Source organism: Pseudomonas sp. RGM2987, assembly GCF_022952855.1.
Taxonomy (GTDB): domain Bacteria; phylum Pseudomonadota; class Gammaproteobacteria; order Pseudomonadales; family Pseudomonadaceae; genus Aquipseudomonas.
On record NZ_JALJDX010000162.1, the window covers coordinates 14352 to 32215 of the forward strand.

The window sequence follows — 17864 nt, forward strand, 5'->3', positions numbered from 1 at the left end:
TTTAGGAGCACCCCATTAATGAGCTTCGGCGCCGATGAAGAGATCCTTCAGGATTTCCTGGTTGAGGCTGGCGAGATTCTCGAGCAACTGTCCGAGCAACTGGTCGAGCTGGAAAGCCGGCCTGATGATGCGGACTTGCTCAATGCAATCTTTCGCGGTTTCCACACTGTAAAAGGAGGCGCCGGCTTCCTCCAGCTCAACGAGCTGGTGGAATGCTGTCACATTGCCGAGAACGTGTTCGACATCCTGCGCAAGGGTGAGCGTCGCGTCGATTCGGAATTGATGGACGTGGTGCTCGAAGCGCTGGATGCGGTCAACAGCATGTTCAGCGAAGTGCGCGAGCGCTCGCCGATTACCCCCGCCACACCCGAGCTGCTCGCCGCGCTGTCGCGCCTGGCCGAGCCGCAATCGGCTGATGAAGCCGTGCCGGAACCCGCGCCGGTGGTTGAAGAGCCCGTCGCCGAGGAATCGGGCGACATCACCGATAACGAATTCGAACAACTGCTGGACTCGCTGAACGCCGCCAAGGCCCAGGCCGAGGCTCCGGCAGCGCCCGCTGCACCCACTGCTCCAGCGACCGCTGCCAGCGATGAAATCACCGATGCCGAGTTCGAGTCGCTGCTCGACCAGCTTCATGGCAAGGGTCAGTTCGCCGTCGATGCCGTTGCTCCAACCGCGGCGCCTGCGCCGGCCGCCGCAGCCCCGAAAGCGGCAGGCGACAATTCCGACATCACCGACGACGAATTCGAAGCCTTGCTCGATCAGTTGCACGGCAAGGGTACCTTTGCCGTCGAGGCACTGGACTCGGCCATCGCTTCGGCACCGACGCCAGCCAAACCGGCTGCGGCCGCCGCCGGCAGCGACCTGATCAGCGACCACGAATTCGAATCGCTGCTCGACGAATTGCATGGCAAGGGCAAGTTCAGCGAAGTCGGTACGGCTGCTGCTGCGCCTGCCGCCACCACGGCTGCCCCGGCGGCCAAGGCTGCGCCAAAACCGGCTGCCAAGGCGCCGGAGCCGAAGGCCGAGACACCCAAGCCTGCCGCTGCTGCCGCCCCTGCTGCTGCGCCGGCACCGGCCCGTGCCGCCGCGGCGGCGCCGCCTCCGGAGAAGCCGGCCAGCGAAGCCGAGACCACCGTACGGGTCGACACCGCGCGCCTGGACGAGATCATGAACATGGTCGGCGAACTGGTGCTGGTGCGTAACCGCCTGGTGCGCCTGGGCCTCAACAGCCAGGACGAAGCCATGTCCAAGGCCGTGTCGAACCTCGACGTGGTCACGGCCGACTTGCAGACCGCGGTCATGAAGACCCGGATGCAGCCGATCAAGAAAGTCTTCGGGCGCTTCCCGCGCCTGGTTCGCGACCTGGCTCGCCAGCTCAAGAAAGAAATCAACCTGGAACTGGTGGGTGAAGAGACCGACCTCGACAAGAACCTCGTCGAGGCCCTGGCCGACCCATTGGTCCACTTGGTGCGCAACGCGGTCGACCACGGCATCGAATCGCCGGAAGAGCGCGAAGCCTCGGGCAAGGTCCGCAGCGGCAAGGTGATCCTGGCCGCCGAGCAGGAAGGCGATCACATCCTGTTGTCGATCTCCGACGACGGCAAGGGCATGGATCCGGATGTGTTGCGGGCCATTGCGGTGAAACGCGGGGTGATGGACAAGGATGCCGCCGACCGCCTGAGCGACACCGAGTGCTACAACCTGATCTTCGCCCCGGGCTTTTCCACCAAGACCGAGATTTCCGACGTGTCGGGCCGTGGCGTGGGCATGGACGTGGTGAAGACCAAGATTTCCCAGCTCAACGGTTCGATCAACATCCATTCGGTCAAGGGCTCGGGTTCGAAGATCCTCATCAAGGTCCCGCTGACGCTGGCGATCATGCCGACCTTGATGGTGATGCTGGGCAACCAGGCGTTCGCTTTCCCGCTGGTCAACGTCAACGAGATCTTCCACCTCGACCTGTCGCGCACCAACGTGGTGGACGGCCAGGAAGTGGTGATCGTGCGGGACAAGGCGTTGCCGCTGTTCTACCTCAAGCGCTGGCTGGTCAGCTCCGCAGCCCATGTGGAGCAGGGCGAGGGCCATGTGGTGATCCTTTCGGTGGGCACCCAGCGGATCGGCTTCGTCGTCGATCAGCTCGTGGGCCAGGAAGAAGTGGTCATCAAGCCGTTGGGCAAGATGCTCCAGGGCACCCCGGGCATGTCCGGCGCCACCATCACCGGCGACGGCCGCATCGCGTTGATCCTCGACGTGCCCAGCATGCTCAAGCGTTACGCCGCACGGCGTATTTGATTCTGGAGGGGCGTGGCTGTGGGCCGCGCCTCGTCTAACGGAGTGTTTATGGTAGTTAAAGTCCTGGTGGTGGACGATTCGGGGTTTTTCCGCCGCCGCGTCTCGGAAATTCTCTCGGCGGACACGACAATTCAAGTCGTGGGCACCGCAACCAACGGTAAAGAGGCAATCGATCAGGCGCTGGCGCTCAAGCCGGACGTGATCACCATGGACTACGAGATGCCGATGATGGATGGCATCACGGCGGTGCGGCATATCATGCAGCGCTGCCCGACCCCGGTATTGATGTTCTCCTCCCTGACCCATGAAGGCGCCCGGGTGACCCTCGATGCGCTGGACGCCGGGGCAGTGGATTTCCTGCCGAAGAATTTCGAAGACATCTCGCGCAACCCCGACAAGGTCCGGCAGTTGCTGTGCGAGAAGGTCCACAGCATCTCCCGCAGTAACCGGCGTGTCAGCGCCTACAGCGCGCCGGCCCCGGCAGCGGCACCGAGCCCCGCGCCAGCACCGACTTCATCGTCGAGCAGCTTCAATCCGGCACTGGTGCGCAGTACACCGGCCCCGGCCCCTGCTCGTCCGACGCCTGCCAGTGCCTCGTCGCCATCGCCCAAGCGCAAAGCCTACAAGCTGGTTGCCATTGGCACGTCCACCGGTGGTCCGGTGGCCCTGCAACGGGTCCTGACCCAGTTGCCGGCCAACTTCCCGGCGCCCATCGTGCTGATCCAGCATATGCCGGCGGCCTTCACCAAGGCTTTCGCCGAGCGCCTGGACAAACTCTGCAACATCAGCGTCAAGGAAGCCGAGGATGGTGACATCCTGCGTCCGGGCCTGGCGTTGCTGGCGCCGGGTGGCAAGCAAATGATGGTCGATGGCCGTGGCGCGGTGAAAATCCTGCCGGGCGACGAGCGTCTGAACTACAAGCCGTGCGTGGACATCACTTTCGGCTCCGCGGCAAAATCCTACGGTGACAAAGTTCTGGCGGTGGTGCTCACCGGCATGGGCGCCGACGGCCGTGAAGGCGCACGCCTGCTCAAACAAGGTGGGAGCGCGATCTGGGCCCAGGACGAAGCCAGCTGCGTGATCTACGGCATGCCCATGGCAATCGTCAAGGCGGACCTCGCCGACGCGGTGTACAGCCTGGATGACATCGGCAGGCATCTGACCGAGGCCTGCCTGTAATGGATGTGCTCAGCCTGATTGGCATCATCATGGCGTTCGTCGCCATCATCGGCGGCAACTACCTGGAAGGCGGGCACTTGGGCGCCCTGGCCAATGGCCCGGCGGCGTTGATCGTGCTCGGTGGCACCATTGGCGCGGCGTTGTTGCAATCGCCCATGAGCGCTTTCAAGCGTGCCATGCAGGTGCTGATCTGGATTATCTTTCCGCCCCGGGTGGACCTGGCCGGCGGTATCGATCGCGTGGTGAACTGGAGCCTGACCGCGCGCAAGGAAGGTTTGCTGGGCCTGGAAGGGGTGGCCGACGCCGAACCCGACAGTTACTCACGCAAAGGCCTGCAATTGCTGGTCGACGGTGCCGAGCCTGAAGCCATCCGCAGCATCCTTGAAGTGGATTTCTACACCCAGGAAAGTCGCGACATCGAGGCGGCCAAGGTGTTCGAAAGCATGGGCGGCTACGCGCCGACCATCGGCATCATCGGTGCGGTGATGGGCCTGATCCATGTCATGGGCAACCTGGCCGATCCATCGCAACTGGGCAGCGGCATCGCCGTGGCCTTCGTCGCCACGATCTACGGGGTGGCGAGTGCCAACCTGGTGTTGCTGCCGATCGCGGCCAAGCTCAAGTCCATCGCACTGCGCCAGTCGCGCTATCGCGAAATGCTGCTGGAAGGGATCCTGTCGATTGCCGAAGGTGAAAACCCGCGCTCCATTGAGTTGAAGCTCCAGGGCTTCATGGACTGATGGGAGACATGGAATATGGCCCGTCGCAGGCACACTGAAGAACACGTCAATCATGAACGCTGGCTGGTTTCCTACGCCGACTTCATCACGCTGCTGTTCGCCTTTTTCGTGGTCATGTATTCGATCTCGTCGGTCAACGAAGGCAAGTACAAAGTCATTTCCGAGGCGTTGATCGGGGTCTTCACCGATTCGGATCGTGCCCTCAAGCCGATTCCCATCGGCGACGAACGGCCCAAGAGCACCACGCCGGCCAAGCCGTTGGTCAAGGACTCCGAGCAGGTCGACGCCGGCATCGCCGGTGGCAGCGATCCTTTGAAAAGCATTGCCGATGACATCAGTGCGGCGTTCGGAGACCTGATCAGCTCCAACCAGATGACCGTGCGCGGCAACGAGTTGTGGGTCGAGATCGAGCTCAATTCCAGCCTGTTGTTCGGCAGCGGCGACGCCATGCCCAGCGACATGGCTTTCAACATCATCGACAAAGTGGCGACGATCCTGAAGCCGTTCGACAACCCGATCCATGTCGAAGGTTTTACCGACGACCAACCGATTCGAACGTCGCAATACCCCACCAATTGGGAGCTGTCTTCGGCCCGCTCGGCGAGCATCGTCCGCATGCTGGCGATGCAGGGCGTCAATCCCGGCCGCCTGGCCTCGGTGGGCTATGGCGAGTTCCAGCCGGTGGCCAATAACGCCACCGCCGAAGGGCGTGCGCGCAACCGGCGCGTGGTGCTGGTGGTCTCGCGCAACCTCGACGTGCGGCGCAGCCTGACCGGTACCGGCACGGCCAACGCAACGCCGGACGCGGCATTGAAGCGCGCTGGCACACAAACTGCACCGGCCCCGGTCAAGTCGCCGGGACAGCGGAGCGCCGTCAATTCTCCGTCACCTGCTTTATAACCGAGCTATTTCTCGGTCGAGCCTGTTTCGGCCGGGAGGAACGATCCGAATGAGAGTCTGGGCAGTCGCCAATCAAAAAGGTGGTGTGGGCAAGACCACATCTTCCATCGCTTTAGCCGGGTTGCTGGCTGAGGCGGGCAAGCGCGTGGTCATCGTCGACCTGGACCCCCACGGCTCGATGACCAGCTATTTTGGCTACGATCCCGATAGCCTGGAGCACAGTAACTTCGACCTGTTCCTGCACAAGGGCACGGTGCCCGAAGGCCTGCCCGGGCAGTTGCTGTTGTCGACCAGCCACGAAGGGATTTCCCTGTTGCCCTCCAGTACTGCCCTGGCGACCCTCGAGCGCCAGTCGCCAGGCCAGGGTGGCCTGGGCCTGGTGATCGCCAAGAGTCTGGCGCAGCTGTGGCAGGATTTCGATTATGCGATCATCGACAGCCCGCCGCTGCTGGGTTTGTTGATGGTCAATGCCCTGGCCGCGAGCCAGCAGTTGGTGATCCCGGTGCAGACCGAGCATTTGGCGGTCAAGGGCCTGGAACGCATGGTCAATACCCTGGCAATGGTCAATCGTTCACGCAAGCAGACGCTGACGTTCAACATCGTGCCGACCCTGTTCGACCGCCGGACCCAGGCCTCCCTGGGAACGTTGCGTGTCCTGCGGGACAAGTACCCGGATGATATCTGGCAAGGCTACATCCCCATCGATACGCGCTTGCGGGACGCCAGCCGCGTCGGTGTGACCCCGTCGCAGTTCGATGGCAAGAGTCGTGGCGTGCTGGCCTACCGGGCGTTGCTCAAGCACCTGCTGGCCCAGCAGCTTGTTTCACAGCAGGTGGCTTAAGGTGACGAGCTTTCCCACCATTGCGTTCACCTGTGAGCGCTCAAGTCCTACCGTATTCATGCCGATAACCTTTTCAAGCGGCGGACTTTTCCAATGAACCGCCCGATAAAGACTACCTCGCGTCCGCAACTGGCCTTGCAGTCCTACCTGGACGGGCTGTTGCAGGAAGCGACCGAAGAATTGCCACCGCAGCCGAGCGTGATCGAGGCGTTGCCCGAGCCCGTCGAAGCCGAAGTTGTACTGGATGAATTTCAAGCGGCCGTGCTCGAAGAGCAGGCCCGTGATGCACGTACGTCAGTGGTTGCAGCAGCGGTCGAGGCACCGTTCGTCAAACCACAGGTGAAGGTCATGGACGCACCCGCGCCGATTCTCGCGCCGGTGTCGACGGTTGCACCGCTGTTGCAAGGCCTGGTGACACCGGTGGTGGAAGTCCACCTGCCGCCGAGCAACACGCCGCCTCCGGTGCAGGCCGACGACCGTCCGGCCTGGGCCGGCGAGCCGTTCGAGTGCCTGTTGTTCGATGTGGCGGGCCTGACGCTCGCGGTGCCGCTGGTGTGCCTGGGCTCGATTTATTCCCTGGCCGGGCAGGAATTGACACCGTTGTTCGGCCAGCCGGAGTGGTTCCTCGGGATCCTGCCGAGCCAGGCCGGCAACCTGAAGGTACTGGATACGGCTCGTTGGGTCATGCCGGACCGTTATCGCGATGATTTTCGCCAGGGCTTGCAGTATGTGATCTCGGTGCAGGGGTATGAGTGGGGGTTGGCGGTGCATCAGGTCAGCCGCTCGCTGCGCCTGGACCCGAACGAGATCAAGTGGCGCAGCCATCGAGGGCAACGGCCATGGCTGGCCGGTACGGTGATCGAACACATGTGCGCCTTGCTGGACGTTTCCGAGCTGGCGGAGTTGATTGCCAGCGGCGGGGCAAAACACCTGGGCGGCAGCAAGCCGGTCCAGAAACCGAAATAAGACAACCGTGGCGCACCGCGTCATGGGACAGAACACACCGCCACAGGCGGTTTTTCGAGGGGTCAGGGTATGAATGATAAGGCGTCGTCTCTCAAGGGTTCCGAAGATCCGATCTTGCAATGGGTGACCTTCAAGCTCGACAACGAAACCTACGGCATCAACGTGATGCGCGTACAGGAAGTGCTGCGCTATACCGAGATCGCTCCGGTACCGGGTGCGCCAAGCTACGTGCTGGGCATCATCAACCTGCGGGGTAACGTGGTTACCGTGATCGACACGCGCCAGCGTTTCGGCCTGAGCTCCACCGAGGTCAACGACAACACCCGTATCGTGATCATCGAGGCGGACAAGCAAGTGGTCGGTATCCTCGTCGACAGCGTCGCCGAAGTGGTTTACTTGCGTCAGTCGGAAATCGAAACCGCGCCTAACGTCGGTAACGAAGAGTCGGCCAAGTTCATCCAGGGCGTCTGCAACAAGAACAACGAGTTGCTGATCCTGGTCGAGCTGGAAAAAATGATGAGCGAAGAAGAGTGGTCGGAACTGGAGAGTATCTGATTTGATTCTTGAGGTAGCAGTCATTGTCCTGTTCCTTTTCTGGGCAGGCACGCTGGCGATGTTCCTGGCGTACATACGTGGCCAGCGGCAGATCGCCGCTCAGCAGGCCCAGGGCGATGCGTTGCGCGACCAGCGCATCAAGGACCTGGCCAAGCGCGTCGACGATTACCAGAACGGCACCGTGCGCATGGGGGAGGCCATCCATGAGCTGCGCGCCGTGGTCGGCCCGTTGCCGGATAAACTCGCCCAACTGGAACAGCGCGACCCCTCCAGCCTGTCCTTCGCCCAGGCCGCCCGCCTGGTCGGCATGGGCGCCAGCGTCGACGAACTGACCCAGTCCTGCGGCTTGACCCAGGCCGAGGCGGAGTTGATGAGCAAGTTGCACAGAGGCGGCTGACCGCCATCGCCCAGAACCCATGTGGGAGCGAGCCTGCCCGCGATAGCGGTGTGACAGTCAATAGCGATGTTGAATGTACGACCGCCATCGCGAGCAGGCTCGCTCCCACAGGTTTTTCTGGCGTTCGCCACAAAAAGTTCAGTCACCCATATTTTCAGCGAGACGCAATCCCCGTGGCGAGGGAGCTTGCTCCCGCTGGGCAGATCCGACGCCTCGGGCGCAGCGGCCACAAAATTTTTGCGGCTGCTACGCACTGGAGCGCCAGCCCGGCCGAGCGGGAGCAAGCTCCCTCGCCACGGGGTGTAAAACCGACGGTACACCGTCACAGCCTCAGTAATCGTCGCCACGCTCGGTCACGTCTTTCTCGACACTCGGCGCGTTCGGGTCATGGCCCTGGGGGAATCGGCCCTTGAGGTTCCAGGCAAACGCGATGATTTCGGCAATCGTGCGGTACAACTCTTCCGGAATGCTGTCGCCCAGTTCCATCCGCGCCAGCAGTTTCACCAGCTCGGCGTTTTCATAGATCGGCACTTCACTGTCCCGGGCGATCCGCAGGATTTCCTCGGCCAGGGCTTCGTCACCCTTGGCAGTGAGGGTCGGGGCATGCTGGCCGTCGTATTTGAGGGCAATGGCCTGGCGGGGTTCGGTGTGGGTTGTCATGCGGTTTCGTCCACCCAGCGTTGTTCCAGGCGAGTCTTGGGCCCTTGGGGCGGGGTGCCTAGGTGGCAGTCCAAGTCACCGACGTTCAGGCCGCAGTTCACAAGACGCTCGCGCAGCGCGGCCAGGTTGCTTTCGATCAGGTTCGCCGTGTACGGCCGTTGAGCCCACAGCTGGCTTGACAGCGTGCCGCTGAGCAGCTGCACCTGAACCTGCAATGGCCCCAGCGGGGCCAGGTCGAATGCCATCTCGACCCGCCAGAGTTGTTGTTTCGTCTCGCGTTCTTCGCGGCGCTCCTGGGGCTGTTCCCGGGGCGTGGTTTCCTCGCGCTGGAACTTGAGCTGCAACGGCACGATGTCTTGCAGGTTGCGCATCGGGACTTCCAGTTGCCAGGTGCTCATCAACCGCCCGTCGTCCGTCAGCCCGGTCTGTTCCAGGCTCGACAGCTGATGGCTTTGCAGCCGCGAGACGGCTGCGGCAGCCAGGCGCAGCAGGTGCTCCAGATCGCCTTCTTCGTCTTGCTCTTTCAACAGGCGCGAGGGCAGGGGGAAGCTGGTGGGTTGGGGCTTGGCGCTGACCTGGCCGAGCATGCCCAGGGCGCTTCGTACGAAGCTGGGCAGGGCCTGGGCCAGTGTGTTGGCGGCGATCACCGCACCGAGATTGGTCGAGGCGGGCAGGGCCGGGGTCAACTGAGCGATCAGCTTCAGCAGGTCGCTCTTCAGGTCCGGCGCCTGGCCTGGGGGTTGTCCGGCGAGCAGTTTGTTTTCCAGGAACACACCGCTGGCGGCGATGGCCTGCGCCAGCCCCTTGGGCGTACTCAGTTGCTGCACGTCCGGCAGGCCGGCCAGCAGGCGGGTCACCGCGGCACGCAGTTCAGTGCCGGTGTCGTCGGTGGCCGGCAGGTTCTGCAGCACGGTGAGCAGGTTGTCCAGCGAGCCCTGGCGGCTCACTTGGGTCACCAATTGCTGGCTCACCGCCAGTTGTTCCTGCCGATTGCTCAACGGGACGAACTTCAGCGTCTGGGCATCTTGCACCTGGGCGCTCAACAGTGTGCCGATGCGCAACGGTTGTGGGCTGTCGATATCCAGCGTGGCGCCCACCTGGGCGGTATTGACCAAGCTCACCAACGACCGATATACCGCCGGTTGCCCCGGCACTTGCGGCAGCGCCTGGCTGGTCAGCACCTTGCCTTGCAGCAGGGTACCGACGGGCAATTGCGCGGTATCGATCCGGGTCAGGGTTGCGACACTTGCGGCAACAGCCTGTTGCACGGCAATCGCCAGGTTGCTCGGTGATGGCTGGGTCACGGCCAGGCTGGTGCCTTGGGGCAACGGTTGGGTACTGGTGGCCTGCACCGTGGTCTGGCGACCGCTGTCCAGGGTGACCTTGAGCAACAGCTGGAAAGTCTGGTCAGCCTGTTTGAGCGACAGCACTTCGGCCTGGGCGGTCTGGCCGGGGCCGATCAAACCCTCGGTCGGCGCCAGCAGTTTGAGCAGCTCGCCACTGATCACCGGCGTACGGGGCGTTGCCGTGGACGGGGGGATTGGCAGGATGTTGATGTCGCCTGTCATCTGCGGTCTTACCTTGGAGAAAAATAAGCTCTCTTTAGACCCGGGGCCGACATGTATAATGCCGCCCGTCTTTCAGGGAGTGGCGAAAAACCTAGGCTGTGTACGAAATAGTTTGAAACGCGGGTTAGGCAAGGCAAAAAACGGCGAGGAAGCGGAGTTGACTGGTTGTCAATGAGCATTCCGAGCCGGTTTTTAACGCCGCATAACCAAGTTTCAAGCTATTTCGTACATAGCCTAGCAATTGTTTGACGCAGCTCTGTGGAACAGGCCGTCAATGCATCTATGCTGCACCACTTTAACGGCCGCTGCACCGCCGACTTGAACCGTATAAGGCCCGCGATCCCTTGACCAGTCCTCTCTTGCAAACCGTCGGCCTCGCCTGTGAGCGAGACTTGCGACTGCTTTTCGAACATCTCGAATTGAGACTCTCATCGGGCGATATGGTGCAGATCAGCGGGCCCAACGGCAGCGGCAAGACCAGCCTGTTGCGCCTGCTCGCCGGGCTGATGCAACCGACCGCAGGCCAGGTGCTGCTCAATGGCCAGCCCTTGCAGGAGCAACGCAGTGAACTGGCGCGCAACCTGCTCTGGATCGGTCACGCCGCCGGCATCAAGGACCTGCTCACCCCGGAAGAAAACCTCAGCTGGCTCTGCGCACTGCACCGGCCGGCCGGCCGCGAGGCGATCTGGCAGGCATTGGATACCGTGGGATTGCGCGGCTTCGAAGACGTGCCATGCCACACCCTGTCCGCCGGCCAGCAACGCCGCGTGGCCCTGGCCCGGCTGTACCTGGACAGCCCGCCGTTGTGGATCCTCGACGAACCCTTCACCGCCCTCGACAAGCAAGGCGTGGCGCAGCTCGAGGAGCATCTGGCCCTGCATTGCGAAAGCGGCGGCATGGTGTTGTTGACCACCCACCACACCCTGGCGCGGATGCCATCCGGCTATCGCAACGTTGATCTGGGGAACTGGGCCGTATGAGTGTGTTCGGCTTGTTGCTTGCCCGCGAGGCGCGCCTGTTGTTCCGACGCCCGGCCGAACTTGCCAACCCGCTGGTGTTCTTCGCGATCGTCATTGCGCTGTTCCCGCTGGCGGTCGGCCCGGAGACTCAATTGTTGCAAACCTTGTCGCCGGGGCTGGTCTGGGTGGCGGCGCTTTTGTCGGTCCTGCTCTCGCTGGACGGGCTTTTCCGCAGTGATTTCGAAGACGGATCCCTCGAACAGTGGGTCCTTTCGTCGCACCCCCTGGCCCTTCTGGTTTTAGCCAAGGTGCTGGCACACTGGGTTTTTTCCGGGCTGGCGCTGGTGCTGCTCTCGCCGCTGCTGGCGATGATGCTGGGGTTGCCCGCCGAATGTATGCCAGTGCTGCTGGTGTCACTGCTGCTGGGGACGCCGGTGTTGAGCCTGCTCGGTGCGGTGGGCGCTGCGTTGACGGTGGGGCTCAAGCGTGGCGGCCTGCTGCTGGCCCTGTTGATCCTGCCGCTGTATATCCCGGTGTTGATCCTCGGCAGCGGCGCTTTGCAAGCTGCGTTGCAAGGCATGCCGGCGACCGGTTATCTGCTGTGGCTTGGGAGCCTGACCGCCCTGGCGATAACCCTGACACCCTTTGCAATAGCCGCTGGCCTGAAGATCAGCGTCGGCGAATAATAATGAGGCCTGGTCAAAAAACGACCACTTCCCAGGAAGTAAAGGCAGACCCGGCGGCTCGTGATGGCGAGCCGCGACCGTGATGGAAACAGCAATGAACTGGACCTGGTTTCATAAGCTCGGCTCACCCAAGTGGTTCTACGGCATCAGCGGCAAACTGCTGCCCTGGCTGAGCATCGCCGCTGTGCTGCTGATTGGCTGCGGCGTGGTCTGGGGCCTGGCGTTCGCGCCGCCGGACTACCAGCAAGGCAACAGCTTTCGCATCATCTATATCCACGTACCCACCGCCATGCTGGCCCAATCCATCTATGTGATGCTCGCGGTATGCGGCGTGGTCGGGCTGGTGTGGAAGATGAAACTGGCGGACGTCGCCCTGCAATGCGCCGCGCCCATCGGCGCCTGGATGACCGCCGTGGCGCTGGTCACCGGGGCCATCTGGGGCAAGCCGACCTGGGGTTCGTGGTGGGTCTGGGATGCCCGACTGACGTCGATGCTGATCCTGCTGTTCCTGTACTTCGGTCTTATTGCGCTGGGCAACGCCATCAGCAATCGTGACAGCGCCGCCAAGGCTTGCGCGGTGCTGGCGATTGTCGGAGTGATCAACATCCCGATCATCAAGTACTCGGTGGAGTGGTGGAATACGCTGCACCAGGGCGCCACGTTCAAATTGACCGAAAAACCGGCGATGCCCGTGGAAATGTGGCTGCCGCTGTTGCTCACCGCATTGGGTTTCTACTGCTTCTTTGGCGCGGTGCTGTTGCTGCGCATGCGCCTGGAAGTGCTCAAGCGCGAGTCCCGGGCCAGTTGGGTGAAGGCCGAAGTACAGAACAGCCTGGAGGCCGCTCGATGAGTTTCGCTTCATTCGGCGATTTCCTCGCCATGGGCCATCATGGCCTGTATGTCTGGTCAGCCTACGGCATCTGCCTGGCGGTGCTGGCCCTCAACGTGGCGGTGCCGATCCTGGCCCGCAAGCGGTATCTGCAACAAGAGGCGCGTCGTCTGCGCCGGGAGAACGGTCAGTGAATCCGCTGCGCAAAAAACGTCTTGTCATCATTCTGGCGATCCTGGTGGGCGTCGGCGCCGCCGTCGGCCTGGCCCTGAGCGCCTTGCAGCAGAACATCAACCTGTTTTATACCCCGACCCAGATCGCCGGCGGCGAAGCGCCCCAGGACACCCGTATCCGCGCAGGCGGCATGGTGGAAAAAGGCTCGCTGGTGCGCTCCGGGGATTCCCTGGACGTGAAGTTCAATGTCACCGACTTCAACAAGACCGTGACCATCACCTACCGCGGCATCCTGCCGGACCTGTTCCGCGAGGGGCAGGGCATCGTCGCCCTGGGCAAGCTCAACGCCGACGGCGTGGTGGTGGCCGACGAAGTACTGGCCAAGCACGATGAAAAATACATGCCGCCGGAAGTGACCAAGGCCTTGAAAGACAGCGGCCAGTCGGCGCCCGCTCCCGTGAAGGAGGGCTGATCGATGACGGCAGGACTTTTTATCCCTGAGCTGGGCCACCTGGCGATGATCCTGGCCCTGTGCTTTGCCCTGGTGCAGGCGGTGGTGCCCTTGCTCGGTGCCTGGCGCGGCGACCGCCTGTGGATGAGCCTGGCCCAGCCGGCGGCGTGGGGCCAGTTCGCGTTCATGCTGTTCGCCTTCGGCTGCCTGACCTATGCCTTCATGGTCGATGATTTCTCCGTGGCCTATGTCGCCAGCAACTCCAACAGCGCCTTGCCCTGGTACTACAAGTTCAGTGCGGTGTGGGGCGCCCACGAAGGTTCGCTGCTGCTCTGGGCCTTGATTCTCGCCGGCTGGACCTTCGCGGTCTCGGTGTTTTCCCGGCAACTGCCCCAGGTGATGCTGGCCCGGGTGCTGGCGGTGATGGGCCTGATCAGCACCGGTTTCCTGCTGTTCCTGATTGTTACCTCCAACCCGTTCGAACGCATCCTGCCCCAGGTACCGGTGGATGGTCGCGACCTCAACCCGTTGCTGCAGGACATTGGCCTGATCGTTCATCCACCGATGCTCTACATGGGCTATGTCGGTTTCTCGGTGGCGTTCTCTTTCGCTATCGCGGCGTTGCTCGGTGGGCGTCTGGACGCCGCGTGGGCGCGCTGGTCGCGGCCGTGGACCATCGTCGCCTGGGCGTTCCTCGGCATCGGCATCACCCTCGGCTCATGGTGGGCCTACTACGAACTCGGCTGGGGCGGCTGGTGGTTCTGGGACCCGGTGGAAAACGCCTCGTTCATGCCGTGGCTGGTGGGCACTGCGCTGATTCACTCCCTGGCGGTCACGGAAAAACGCGGCGTGTTCAAGAGCTGGACGGTGCTGCTGGCGATTGCCGCGTTCTCCCTGAGCCTGCTCGGTACCTTCCTGGTGCGTTCCGGCGTCCTGACCTCGGTGCATGCCTTCGCCTCGGACCCCGAGCGCGGCGTGTTCATCCTGATTTTCCTGCTGTTCGTGGTCGGCGGTTCGCTGACGTTGTTCGCCGTGCGCGCACCCGTGGTGAAGAGCCAGGTCGGCTTTAACCTCTGGTCGCGGGAAACCTTGTTGCTGGGTAACAACCTGGTGCTGGTGGTGGCCGCGTCGATGATCCTGCTGGGGACGTTGTATCCGCTGGTGCTCGATGCGCTGTCCGGGGCCAAGCTGTCGGTCGGCCCGCCGTACTTCAACGCGCTGTTCATCCCGCTGATGGCGATCCTGATGGTGGTGATGGCCGTGGGCGTGCTGGTGCGCTGGAAAGACACCCCGCTCAAGTGGCTGGTGAACATGCTTACCCCGGTGTTGCTGGGCACCGCCGCCCTGGCCGTGGTGGCCGGCGTGGCCTATGGCGATTTCAACTGGGCGGTGCTGGCCACCTTCGTGCTGGCGGCCTGGGTGTTGCTGGCGGGTGTGCGAGACCTCTTCGACAAGACTCGACACAAAGGCCTGATCAAAGGCCTGCCAACCCTGACCCGCAGTTATTGGGGCATGCAGATCGCCCACCTGGGCATCGCCGTCTGCGCCCTGGGGGTAGTGCTGTCCAGCCAGAACAGCGCCGAGCGCGACCTGCGCCTGGCGCCGGGCGAGTCCATGGACCTGGCCGGCTATCAGTTCGTGTTCGAAGGCGCCAAGCACTTTGAAGGCCCTAACTTCACGTCCGACAAAGGCACCGTGCGGGTGATGCGCGACGGCCAGCAAATCAGCGTGCTGCACCCGGAAAAACGCCTCTATACCGTACAGAACTCGGTAATGACCGAAGCCGGGATCGACGCCGGTTTCACCCGCGATCTCTATGTGGCGCTGGGTGAATCCCTGGGGGATGGCGCGTGGGCGGTGCGGGTGCACGTCAAGCCGTTCGTGCGCTGGATCTGGTTCGGTGGCTTGCTCACCGGACTGGGCGGGGTGCTGGCGGCGCTGGACCGGCGCTATCGAGTCAAAGTGAAAACCCGGGTGCGCGAAGCCCTGGGCGTGACGGGAGCCCCTGCATGAAACGTTGGTTGATGTTGTTGCCGCTGGCGCTGTTCCTGGTGATGGCGGTCTTTCTGTACCGGGGCCTGTACCTGAACCCGTCCGAGTTGCCTTCGGCGATGATCGGCAAGCCGTTCCCTGAGTTCTCGCTGCCCTCGGTCCAGGGCGACAAGACCCTGACCCGCGCCGACCTGCTGGGCAAGCCGGCGTTGGTCAACGTCTGGGGCACGTGGTGCATTTCCTGCCGGGTCGAGCACCCGGTGCTCAACAAGCTGGCGCAGAACGGTGTGGTGATCTACGGCGTCAACTACAAGGACGTCAATGCCGACGCCCTCAAGTGGCTCGCCGAGTTTCACAACCCGTATCAAATGGATATCCGCGACGAAGATGGCTCCCTGGGCCTGAACCTGGGCGTCTATGGCGCGCCGGAAACCTTCTTCATCGATGCCAAGGGCGTCATTCGCGACAAGTTCGTCGGGGTGATCGACGAACAGGTCTGGCGCGAGAAACTCGCTGCCAAGTACCAGGCGCTGGTGGACGAGGCCAAGCCATGAAGCGCTGGCTAGCGGCGGCTGTCCTGGGCTTGAGCATTGTCGGTGTGGCCCACGCCGCCATCGACACCTACGAATTCGCCAATGACGGCGAGCGCGCGCGGTTCCGCGAGTTGACCAAGGAACTGCGCTGCCCCAAGTGCCAGAACCAGGACATCGCCGACTCCAATGCGCCGATTGCCGCCGACCTGCGCAAGGAAATCTTCCGCATGCTCGGCGAGGGCAAGGACAACCAGCAGATCATCGATTTCATGGTGGATCGCTACGGTGAGTTCGTGCGTTACAACCCCGCCCTGTCCTCCAAGACCGCGTTGCTGTGGTTCGGCCCGGCCGGGCTGTTGCTCGGTGGTTTCGTGGCCATCGCGCTGATCGTGCGCCGGCGTCGGGTCCAGCGCACGGCTGCCCCGGACACGCTTTCTGTCGAAGAGCGCCAGCGCCTCGACCAACTGTTGGATAAAACCAAGCATGATTGATTTCTGGCTCGCCGCAGGTCTGCTTCTCCTGGTTGCCCTGAGTTTTCTTTTGATTCCGGTACTGCGCGGGCGCCGCGCTCAATTGGAGGAGGATCGCACTGCCCTCAACGTGGCGTTGTACCAGGAACGCATCGCCCAATTGCAGGCCGAGCGGGAGGAGGGCGTGCTCAACGCCGCGCAACTGGACGCCGGTCGCGCCGAAGCGGCCCGTGAGCTGCTGGCCGACACCGAAGGCGCCGAGGCACCGCGTGACTCACGGCTGGGCAAGCCGTTGCCGCTGCTTGCTGCGGTGTTGGTGCCGGTGTTGGGCGTGGCGTTGTACCTGCATTTCGGTGCCAGCGACAAGGTCGAGCTGACCCGCGAATTCGCCCAGGCGCCACAATCGATGGAAGACATGACCCGGCGCCTGGAGCGTGCGGTGGCGGCGCAGCCGGATTCCGCCGAAGGCTTGTACTTCCTGGGCCGTACCTACATGGCCCAGGACCGGCCCGCCGATGCGGCGAGGATTTTCGAGCGCACCGTGGCGGTGGCCGGGCGCCAACCCGAACTGCTGGGGCAATGGGCCCAGGCGCAGTATTTCGCCGATGGCAAGAAATGGTCGGACAAGGTCCAGGCGCTGACCGACGAAGCGCTGAAGCTCGATCCGAAGGAAGTCACCAGCCTCGGCCTGCTGGGCATCGCTGCATTCGAGGGCGAGCGCTATCAGGAGGCAATCGATTACTGGGGCCGTCTACTGGCGCAACTGCCGGAAGGTGACAAATCTCGTGAGGCGTTACAGGGCGGTATCACCCGGGCCACTGAACGACTGGAGGCCAGTGGCGGTAAGGTCGCCCAAGCACCGGCGACCAAGGCCGCGGCGCTGCTCAAGGTCCGTGTCGACCTGGCGCCGGCTCTCAAGGCCAAGGTCCAGCCGGGCGACAGTGTGTTCGTTTTCGCCCGCGCCGCTTCAGGCCCGCCGGCGCCGCTGGCAGCCAAACGGCTGACGGTGGCCGATCTGCCGGTGACGGTTGAGCTGGGCGACGCGGACGCAATGATGCCGCAGCTGAAACTGTCGAACTTCCCCGAAGTCCAACTGGTGGCGCGCATCTCCCGGGCCGGCCAGCCGACTGCCGGTGAGTGGATCGGTCGCAGCCAACCCCTGGCGAGCAGCACCACCGCGCCGCAACAACTGACCATCGACAGCCCGGATCAATAACAGGAAGCCGCACCATGACCGCCATCGCTCGTATCACCCTGCTCACGCTCGTCCTGGGCCTGAGCGCTTGTGCGGTCCAGCGTCCGCCCGAGCCTTCGGCGCCGCTGCCACCGATCCCGCCTTCGACCCCGACCACCAAGCCGGGCCCGTCCACGCCGCCGGGCAAGCCAGTCACCCCGAACAAACCGGCCAAGCCGCTGCCACGCACCTCCGCCAGCTTCGCTCCGCCACCGGGTGGCAACAGCCATTGGGACGCCAAACTGGGGGTCTATGTGCTGGATAACCAGACCAACACCTTCTATCGCCAGCGCACCTATTACCGCTGGAACAACGGCTGGAGCCGCTCCGTCAGCCCGAATGGGCCGTGGGAAGACACCACCATCGAAGGCGTGCCGGCGGGGCTGGGGCGGCAGTTTCACTAGTCAGCAGCATCACCCGTGGCGCGGGGGGGAG

The 17864-nt window shown here is 63.3% G+C and carries 20 protein-coding genes; 18 read left to right on the forward strand and 2 right to left on the reverse strand.

Features of this window, described 5'->3' with window-relative positions; all coding sequences use genetic code 11:
* Nucleotides 1–18 precede the first annotated feature (18 nt).
* The 8 genes from RGM2987_RS07660 to RGM2987_RS07695 all read left to right on the forward strand — a co-directional run bounded on the left by RGM2987_RS07660 (nt 19) and on the right by RGM2987_RS07695 (nt 7873).
* Entirely contained in the window at nt 19–2295 is a 2277-nt protein-coding gene (locus tag RGM2987_RS07660) for a chemotaxis protein CheA (RefSeq protein WP_245139492.1), read from the forward strand.
* Between the two features lie 48 nt (nt 2296–2343).
* Entirely contained in the window at nt 2344–3474 is a 1131-nt protein-coding gene (locus RGM2987_RS07665) for a chemotaxis response regulator protein-glutamate methylesterase (protein WP_245139493.1), read from the forward strand.
* The gene (locus tag RGM2987_RS07670; protein WP_245139494.1) at nt 3474–4214 is read left to right on the forward strand and encodes a flagellar motor protein; all 741 of its coding nucleotides are present in this window, start codon (nt 3474–3476) and stop codon (nt 4212–4214) included. The genes RGM2987_RS07665 and RGM2987_RS07670 overlap by 1 nt, the downstream gene beginning before the upstream one ends.
* A gap of 15 nt (nt 4215–4229) precedes the next feature.
* Nucleotides 4230–5114: a flagellar motor protein MotD gene (gene motD, locus RGM2987_RS07675; RefSeq protein WP_245139495.1), complete on the forward strand. Its 885-nt coding sequence runs from the start codon at nt 4230–4232 to the stop codon at nt 5112–5114.
* A 49-nt stretch (nt 5115–5163) separates the two neighbouring features.
* Entirely contained in the window at nt 5164–5955 is a 792-nt protein-coding gene (locus RGM2987_RS07680; protein ID WP_245139496.1) for a ParA family protein, read from the forward strand.
* A 93-nt stretch (nt 5956–6048) separates the two neighbouring features.
* Nucleotides 6049–6921 carry a CheW domain-containing protein gene (locus RGM2987_RS07685; RefSeq protein WP_245139497.1) on the forward strand — a complete coding sequence of 291 codons (873 nt, stop codon included), beginning with the start codon at nt 6049–6051 and terminating at the stop codon, nt 6919–6921.
* Nucleotides 6922–6990: 69 nt separating this feature from the next.
* The gene (locus RGM2987_RS07690) at nt 6991–7476 is read left to right on the forward strand and encodes a chemotaxis protein CheW (RefSeq protein ID WP_003183968.1); all 486 of its coding nucleotides are present in this window, start codon (nt 6991–6993) and stop codon (nt 7474–7476) included.
* Between the two features lies 1 nt (nt 7477).
* On the forward strand, nt 7478–7873 hold the full coding sequence (locus RGM2987_RS07695; protein WP_245139498.1) for a DUF2802 domain-containing protein: 396 nt from the start codon (nt 7478–7480) through the stop codon (nt 7871–7873).
* Nucleotides 7874–8203: 330 nt separating this feature from the next.
* On the opposite strand, the gene RGM2987_RS07700 is transcribed toward RGM2987_RS07695, so the two are convergent.
* On the reverse strand, nt 8204–8533 hold the full coding sequence (locus RGM2987_RS07700; RefSeq protein WP_245139499.1) for an EscU/YscU/HrcU family type III secretion system export apparatus switch protein: 330 nt from the start codon (nt 8531–8533) through the stop codon (nt 8204–8206).
* Nucleotides 8530–10101, reverse strand: coding sequence for a flagellar hook-length control protein FliK (locus tag RGM2987_RS07705; RefSeq protein WP_245139500.1), 1572 nt, complete (start codon nt 10099–10101; stop codon nt 8530–8532). The genes RGM2987_RS07700 and RGM2987_RS07705 overlap by 4 nt, the downstream gene beginning before the upstream one ends.
* A gap of 344 nt (nt 10102–10445) precedes the next feature.
* Between RGM2987_RS07705 and ccmA the strand changes: the two genes are divergently transcribed.
* From ccmA to RGM2987_RS07755, 10 genes are all read left to right on the forward strand, one after another.
* On the forward strand, nt 10446–11081 hold the full coding sequence (gene ccmA, locus RGM2987_RS07710; RefSeq protein ID WP_245139501.1) for a cytochrome c biogenesis heme-transporting ATPase CcmA: 636 nt from the start codon (nt 10446–10448) through the stop codon (nt 11079–11081).
* Complete coding sequence (gene ccmB, locus RGM2987_RS07715; RefSeq protein WP_245139502.1) at nt 11078–11746, forward strand: heme exporter protein CcmB; 669 nt, start codon at nt 11078–11080, stop codon at nt 11744–11746. Before ccmA ends, ccmB begins: the two co-directional genes overlap by 4 nt.
* A 94-nt stretch (nt 11747–11840) precedes the next feature.
* Nucleotides 11841–12596 (forward strand): heme ABC transporter permease, encoded by a 756-nt coding sequence (locus tag RGM2987_RS07720; protein WP_245139503.1) that lies wholly within the window; start codon nt 11841–11843, stop codon nt 12594–12596.
* The gene (gene ccmD, locus RGM2987_RS07725) at nt 12593–12769 is read left to right on the forward strand and encodes a heme exporter protein CcmD (RefSeq protein ID WP_042729135.1); all 177 of its coding nucleotides are present in this window, start codon (nt 12593–12595) and stop codon (nt 12767–12769) included. The genes RGM2987_RS07720 and ccmD overlap by 4 nt, the downstream gene beginning before the upstream one ends.
* On the forward strand, nt 12766–13221 hold the full coding sequence (gene ccmE / locus RGM2987_RS07730) for a cytochrome c maturation protein CcmE (RefSeq protein WP_245139504.1): 456 nt from the start codon (nt 12766–12768) through the stop codon (nt 13219–13221). The genes ccmD and ccmE overlap by 4 nt, the downstream gene beginning before the upstream one ends.
* 3 nt (nt 13222–13224) lie before the next feature.
* On the forward strand, nt 13225–15213 hold the full coding sequence (locus tag RGM2987_RS07735; RefSeq protein WP_245139505.1) for a heme lyase CcmF/NrfE family subunit: 1989 nt from the start codon (nt 13225–13227) through the stop codon (nt 15211–15213).
* The gene (locus RGM2987_RS07740) at nt 15210–15746 is read left to right on the forward strand and encodes a DsbE family thiol:disulfide interchange protein (RefSeq protein WP_245139506.1); all 537 of its coding nucleotides are present in this window, start codon (nt 15210–15212) and stop codon (nt 15744–15746) included. The genes RGM2987_RS07735 and RGM2987_RS07740 overlap by 4 nt, the downstream gene beginning before the upstream one ends.
* On the forward strand, nt 15743–16216 hold the full coding sequence (locus RGM2987_RS07745) for a cytochrome c-type biogenesis protein (RefSeq protein WP_245139507.1): 474 nt from the start codon (nt 15743–15745) through the stop codon (nt 16214–16216). The genes RGM2987_RS07740 and RGM2987_RS07745 overlap by 4 nt, the downstream gene beginning before the upstream one ends.
* Nucleotides 16209–17411 (forward strand): c-type cytochrome biogenesis protein CcmI, encoded by a 1203-nt coding sequence (gene ccmI / locus RGM2987_RS07750; RefSeq protein ID WP_245139508.1) that lies wholly within the window; start codon nt 16209–16211, stop codon nt 17409–17411. Before RGM2987_RS07745 ends, ccmI begins: the two co-directional genes overlap by 8 nt.
* A 14-nt stretch (nt 17412–17425) precedes the next feature.
* Nucleotides 17426–17833 (forward strand): hypothetical protein, encoded by a 408-nt coding sequence (locus tag RGM2987_RS07755; protein ID WP_245139509.1) that lies wholly within the window; start codon nt 17426–17428, stop codon nt 17831–17833.
* Nucleotides 17834–17864 lie beyond the last annotated feature (31 nt).

What these genes read in the sequence shown, in the direction of transcription:
- RGM2987_RS07660 (WP_245139492.1), top strand. Translation starts at nt 19, where the DNA reads ATGAGCTTCGGCGCCGATGAAGAGATCCTTCAGGATTTCCTGGTTGAG.
- RGM2987_RS07665 (WP_245139493.1), top strand. Translation starts at nt 2,344, where the DNA reads ATGGTAGTTAAAGTCCTGGTGGTGGACGATTCGGGGTTTTTCCGCCGC.
- RGM2987_RS07670 (WP_245139494.1), top strand. Translation starts at nt 3,474, where the DNA reads ATGGATGTGCTCAGCCTGATTGGCATCATCATGGCGTTCGTCGCCATC.
- motD (WP_245139495.1), top strand. Translation starts at nt 4,230, where the DNA reads ATGGCCCGTCGCAGGCACACTGAAGAACACGTCAATCATGAACGCTGG.
- RGM2987_RS07680 (WP_245139496.1), top strand. Translation starts at nt 5,164, where the DNA reads ATGAGAGTCTGGGCAGTCGCCAATCAAAAAGGTGGTGTGGGCAAGACC.
- RGM2987_RS07685 (WP_245139497.1), top strand. Translation starts at nt 6,049, where the DNA reads ATGAACCGCCCGATAAAGACTACCTCGCGTCCGCAACTGGCCTTGCAG.
- RGM2987_RS07690 (WP_003183968.1), top strand. Translation starts at nt 6,991, where the DNA reads ATGAATGATAAGGCGTCGTCTCTCAAGGGTTCCGAAGATCCGATCTTG.
- RGM2987_RS07700 (WP_245139499.1), bottom strand. Translation starts at nt 8,533, where the DNA reads ATGACAACCCACACCGAACCCCGCCAGGCCATTGCCCTCAAATACGAC.
- RGM2987_RS07705 (WP_245139500.1), bottom strand. Translation starts at nt 10,101, where the DNA reads ATGACAGGCGACATCAACATCCTGCCAATCCCCCCGTCCACGGCAACG.
- ccmB (WP_245139502.1), top strand. Translation starts at nt 11,078, where the DNA reads ATGAGTGTGTTCGGCTTGTTGCTTGCCCGCGAGGCGCGCCTGTTGTTC.
- RGM2987_RS07720 (WP_245139503.1), top strand. Translation starts at nt 11,841, where the DNA reads ATGAACTGGACCTGGTTTCATAAGCTCGGCTCACCCAAGTGGTTCTAC.
- ccmD (WP_042729135.1), top strand. Translation starts at nt 12,593, where the DNA reads ATGAGTTTCGCTTCATTCGGCGATTTCCTCGCCATGGGCCATCATGGC.
- RGM2987_RS07735 (WP_245139505.1), top strand. Translation starts at nt 13,225, where the DNA reads ATGACGGCAGGACTTTTTATCCCTGAGCTGGGCCACCTGGCGATGATC.
- RGM2987_RS07740 (WP_245139506.1), top strand. Translation starts at nt 15,210, where the DNA reads ATGAAACGTTGGTTGATGTTGTTGCCGCTGGCGCTGTTCCTGGTGATG.
- RGM2987_RS07745 (WP_245139507.1), top strand. Translation starts at nt 15,743, where the DNA reads ATGAAGCGCTGGCTAGCGGCGGCTGTCCTGGGCTTGAGCATTGTCGGT.
- ccmI (WP_245139508.1), top strand. Translation starts at nt 16,209, where the DNA reads ATGATTGATTTCTGGCTCGCCGCAGGTCTGCTTCTCCTGGTTGCCCTG.
- RGM2987_RS07755 (WP_245139509.1), top strand. Translation starts at nt 17,426, where the DNA reads ATGACCGCCATCGCTCGTATCACCCTGCTCACGCTCGTCCTGGGCCTG.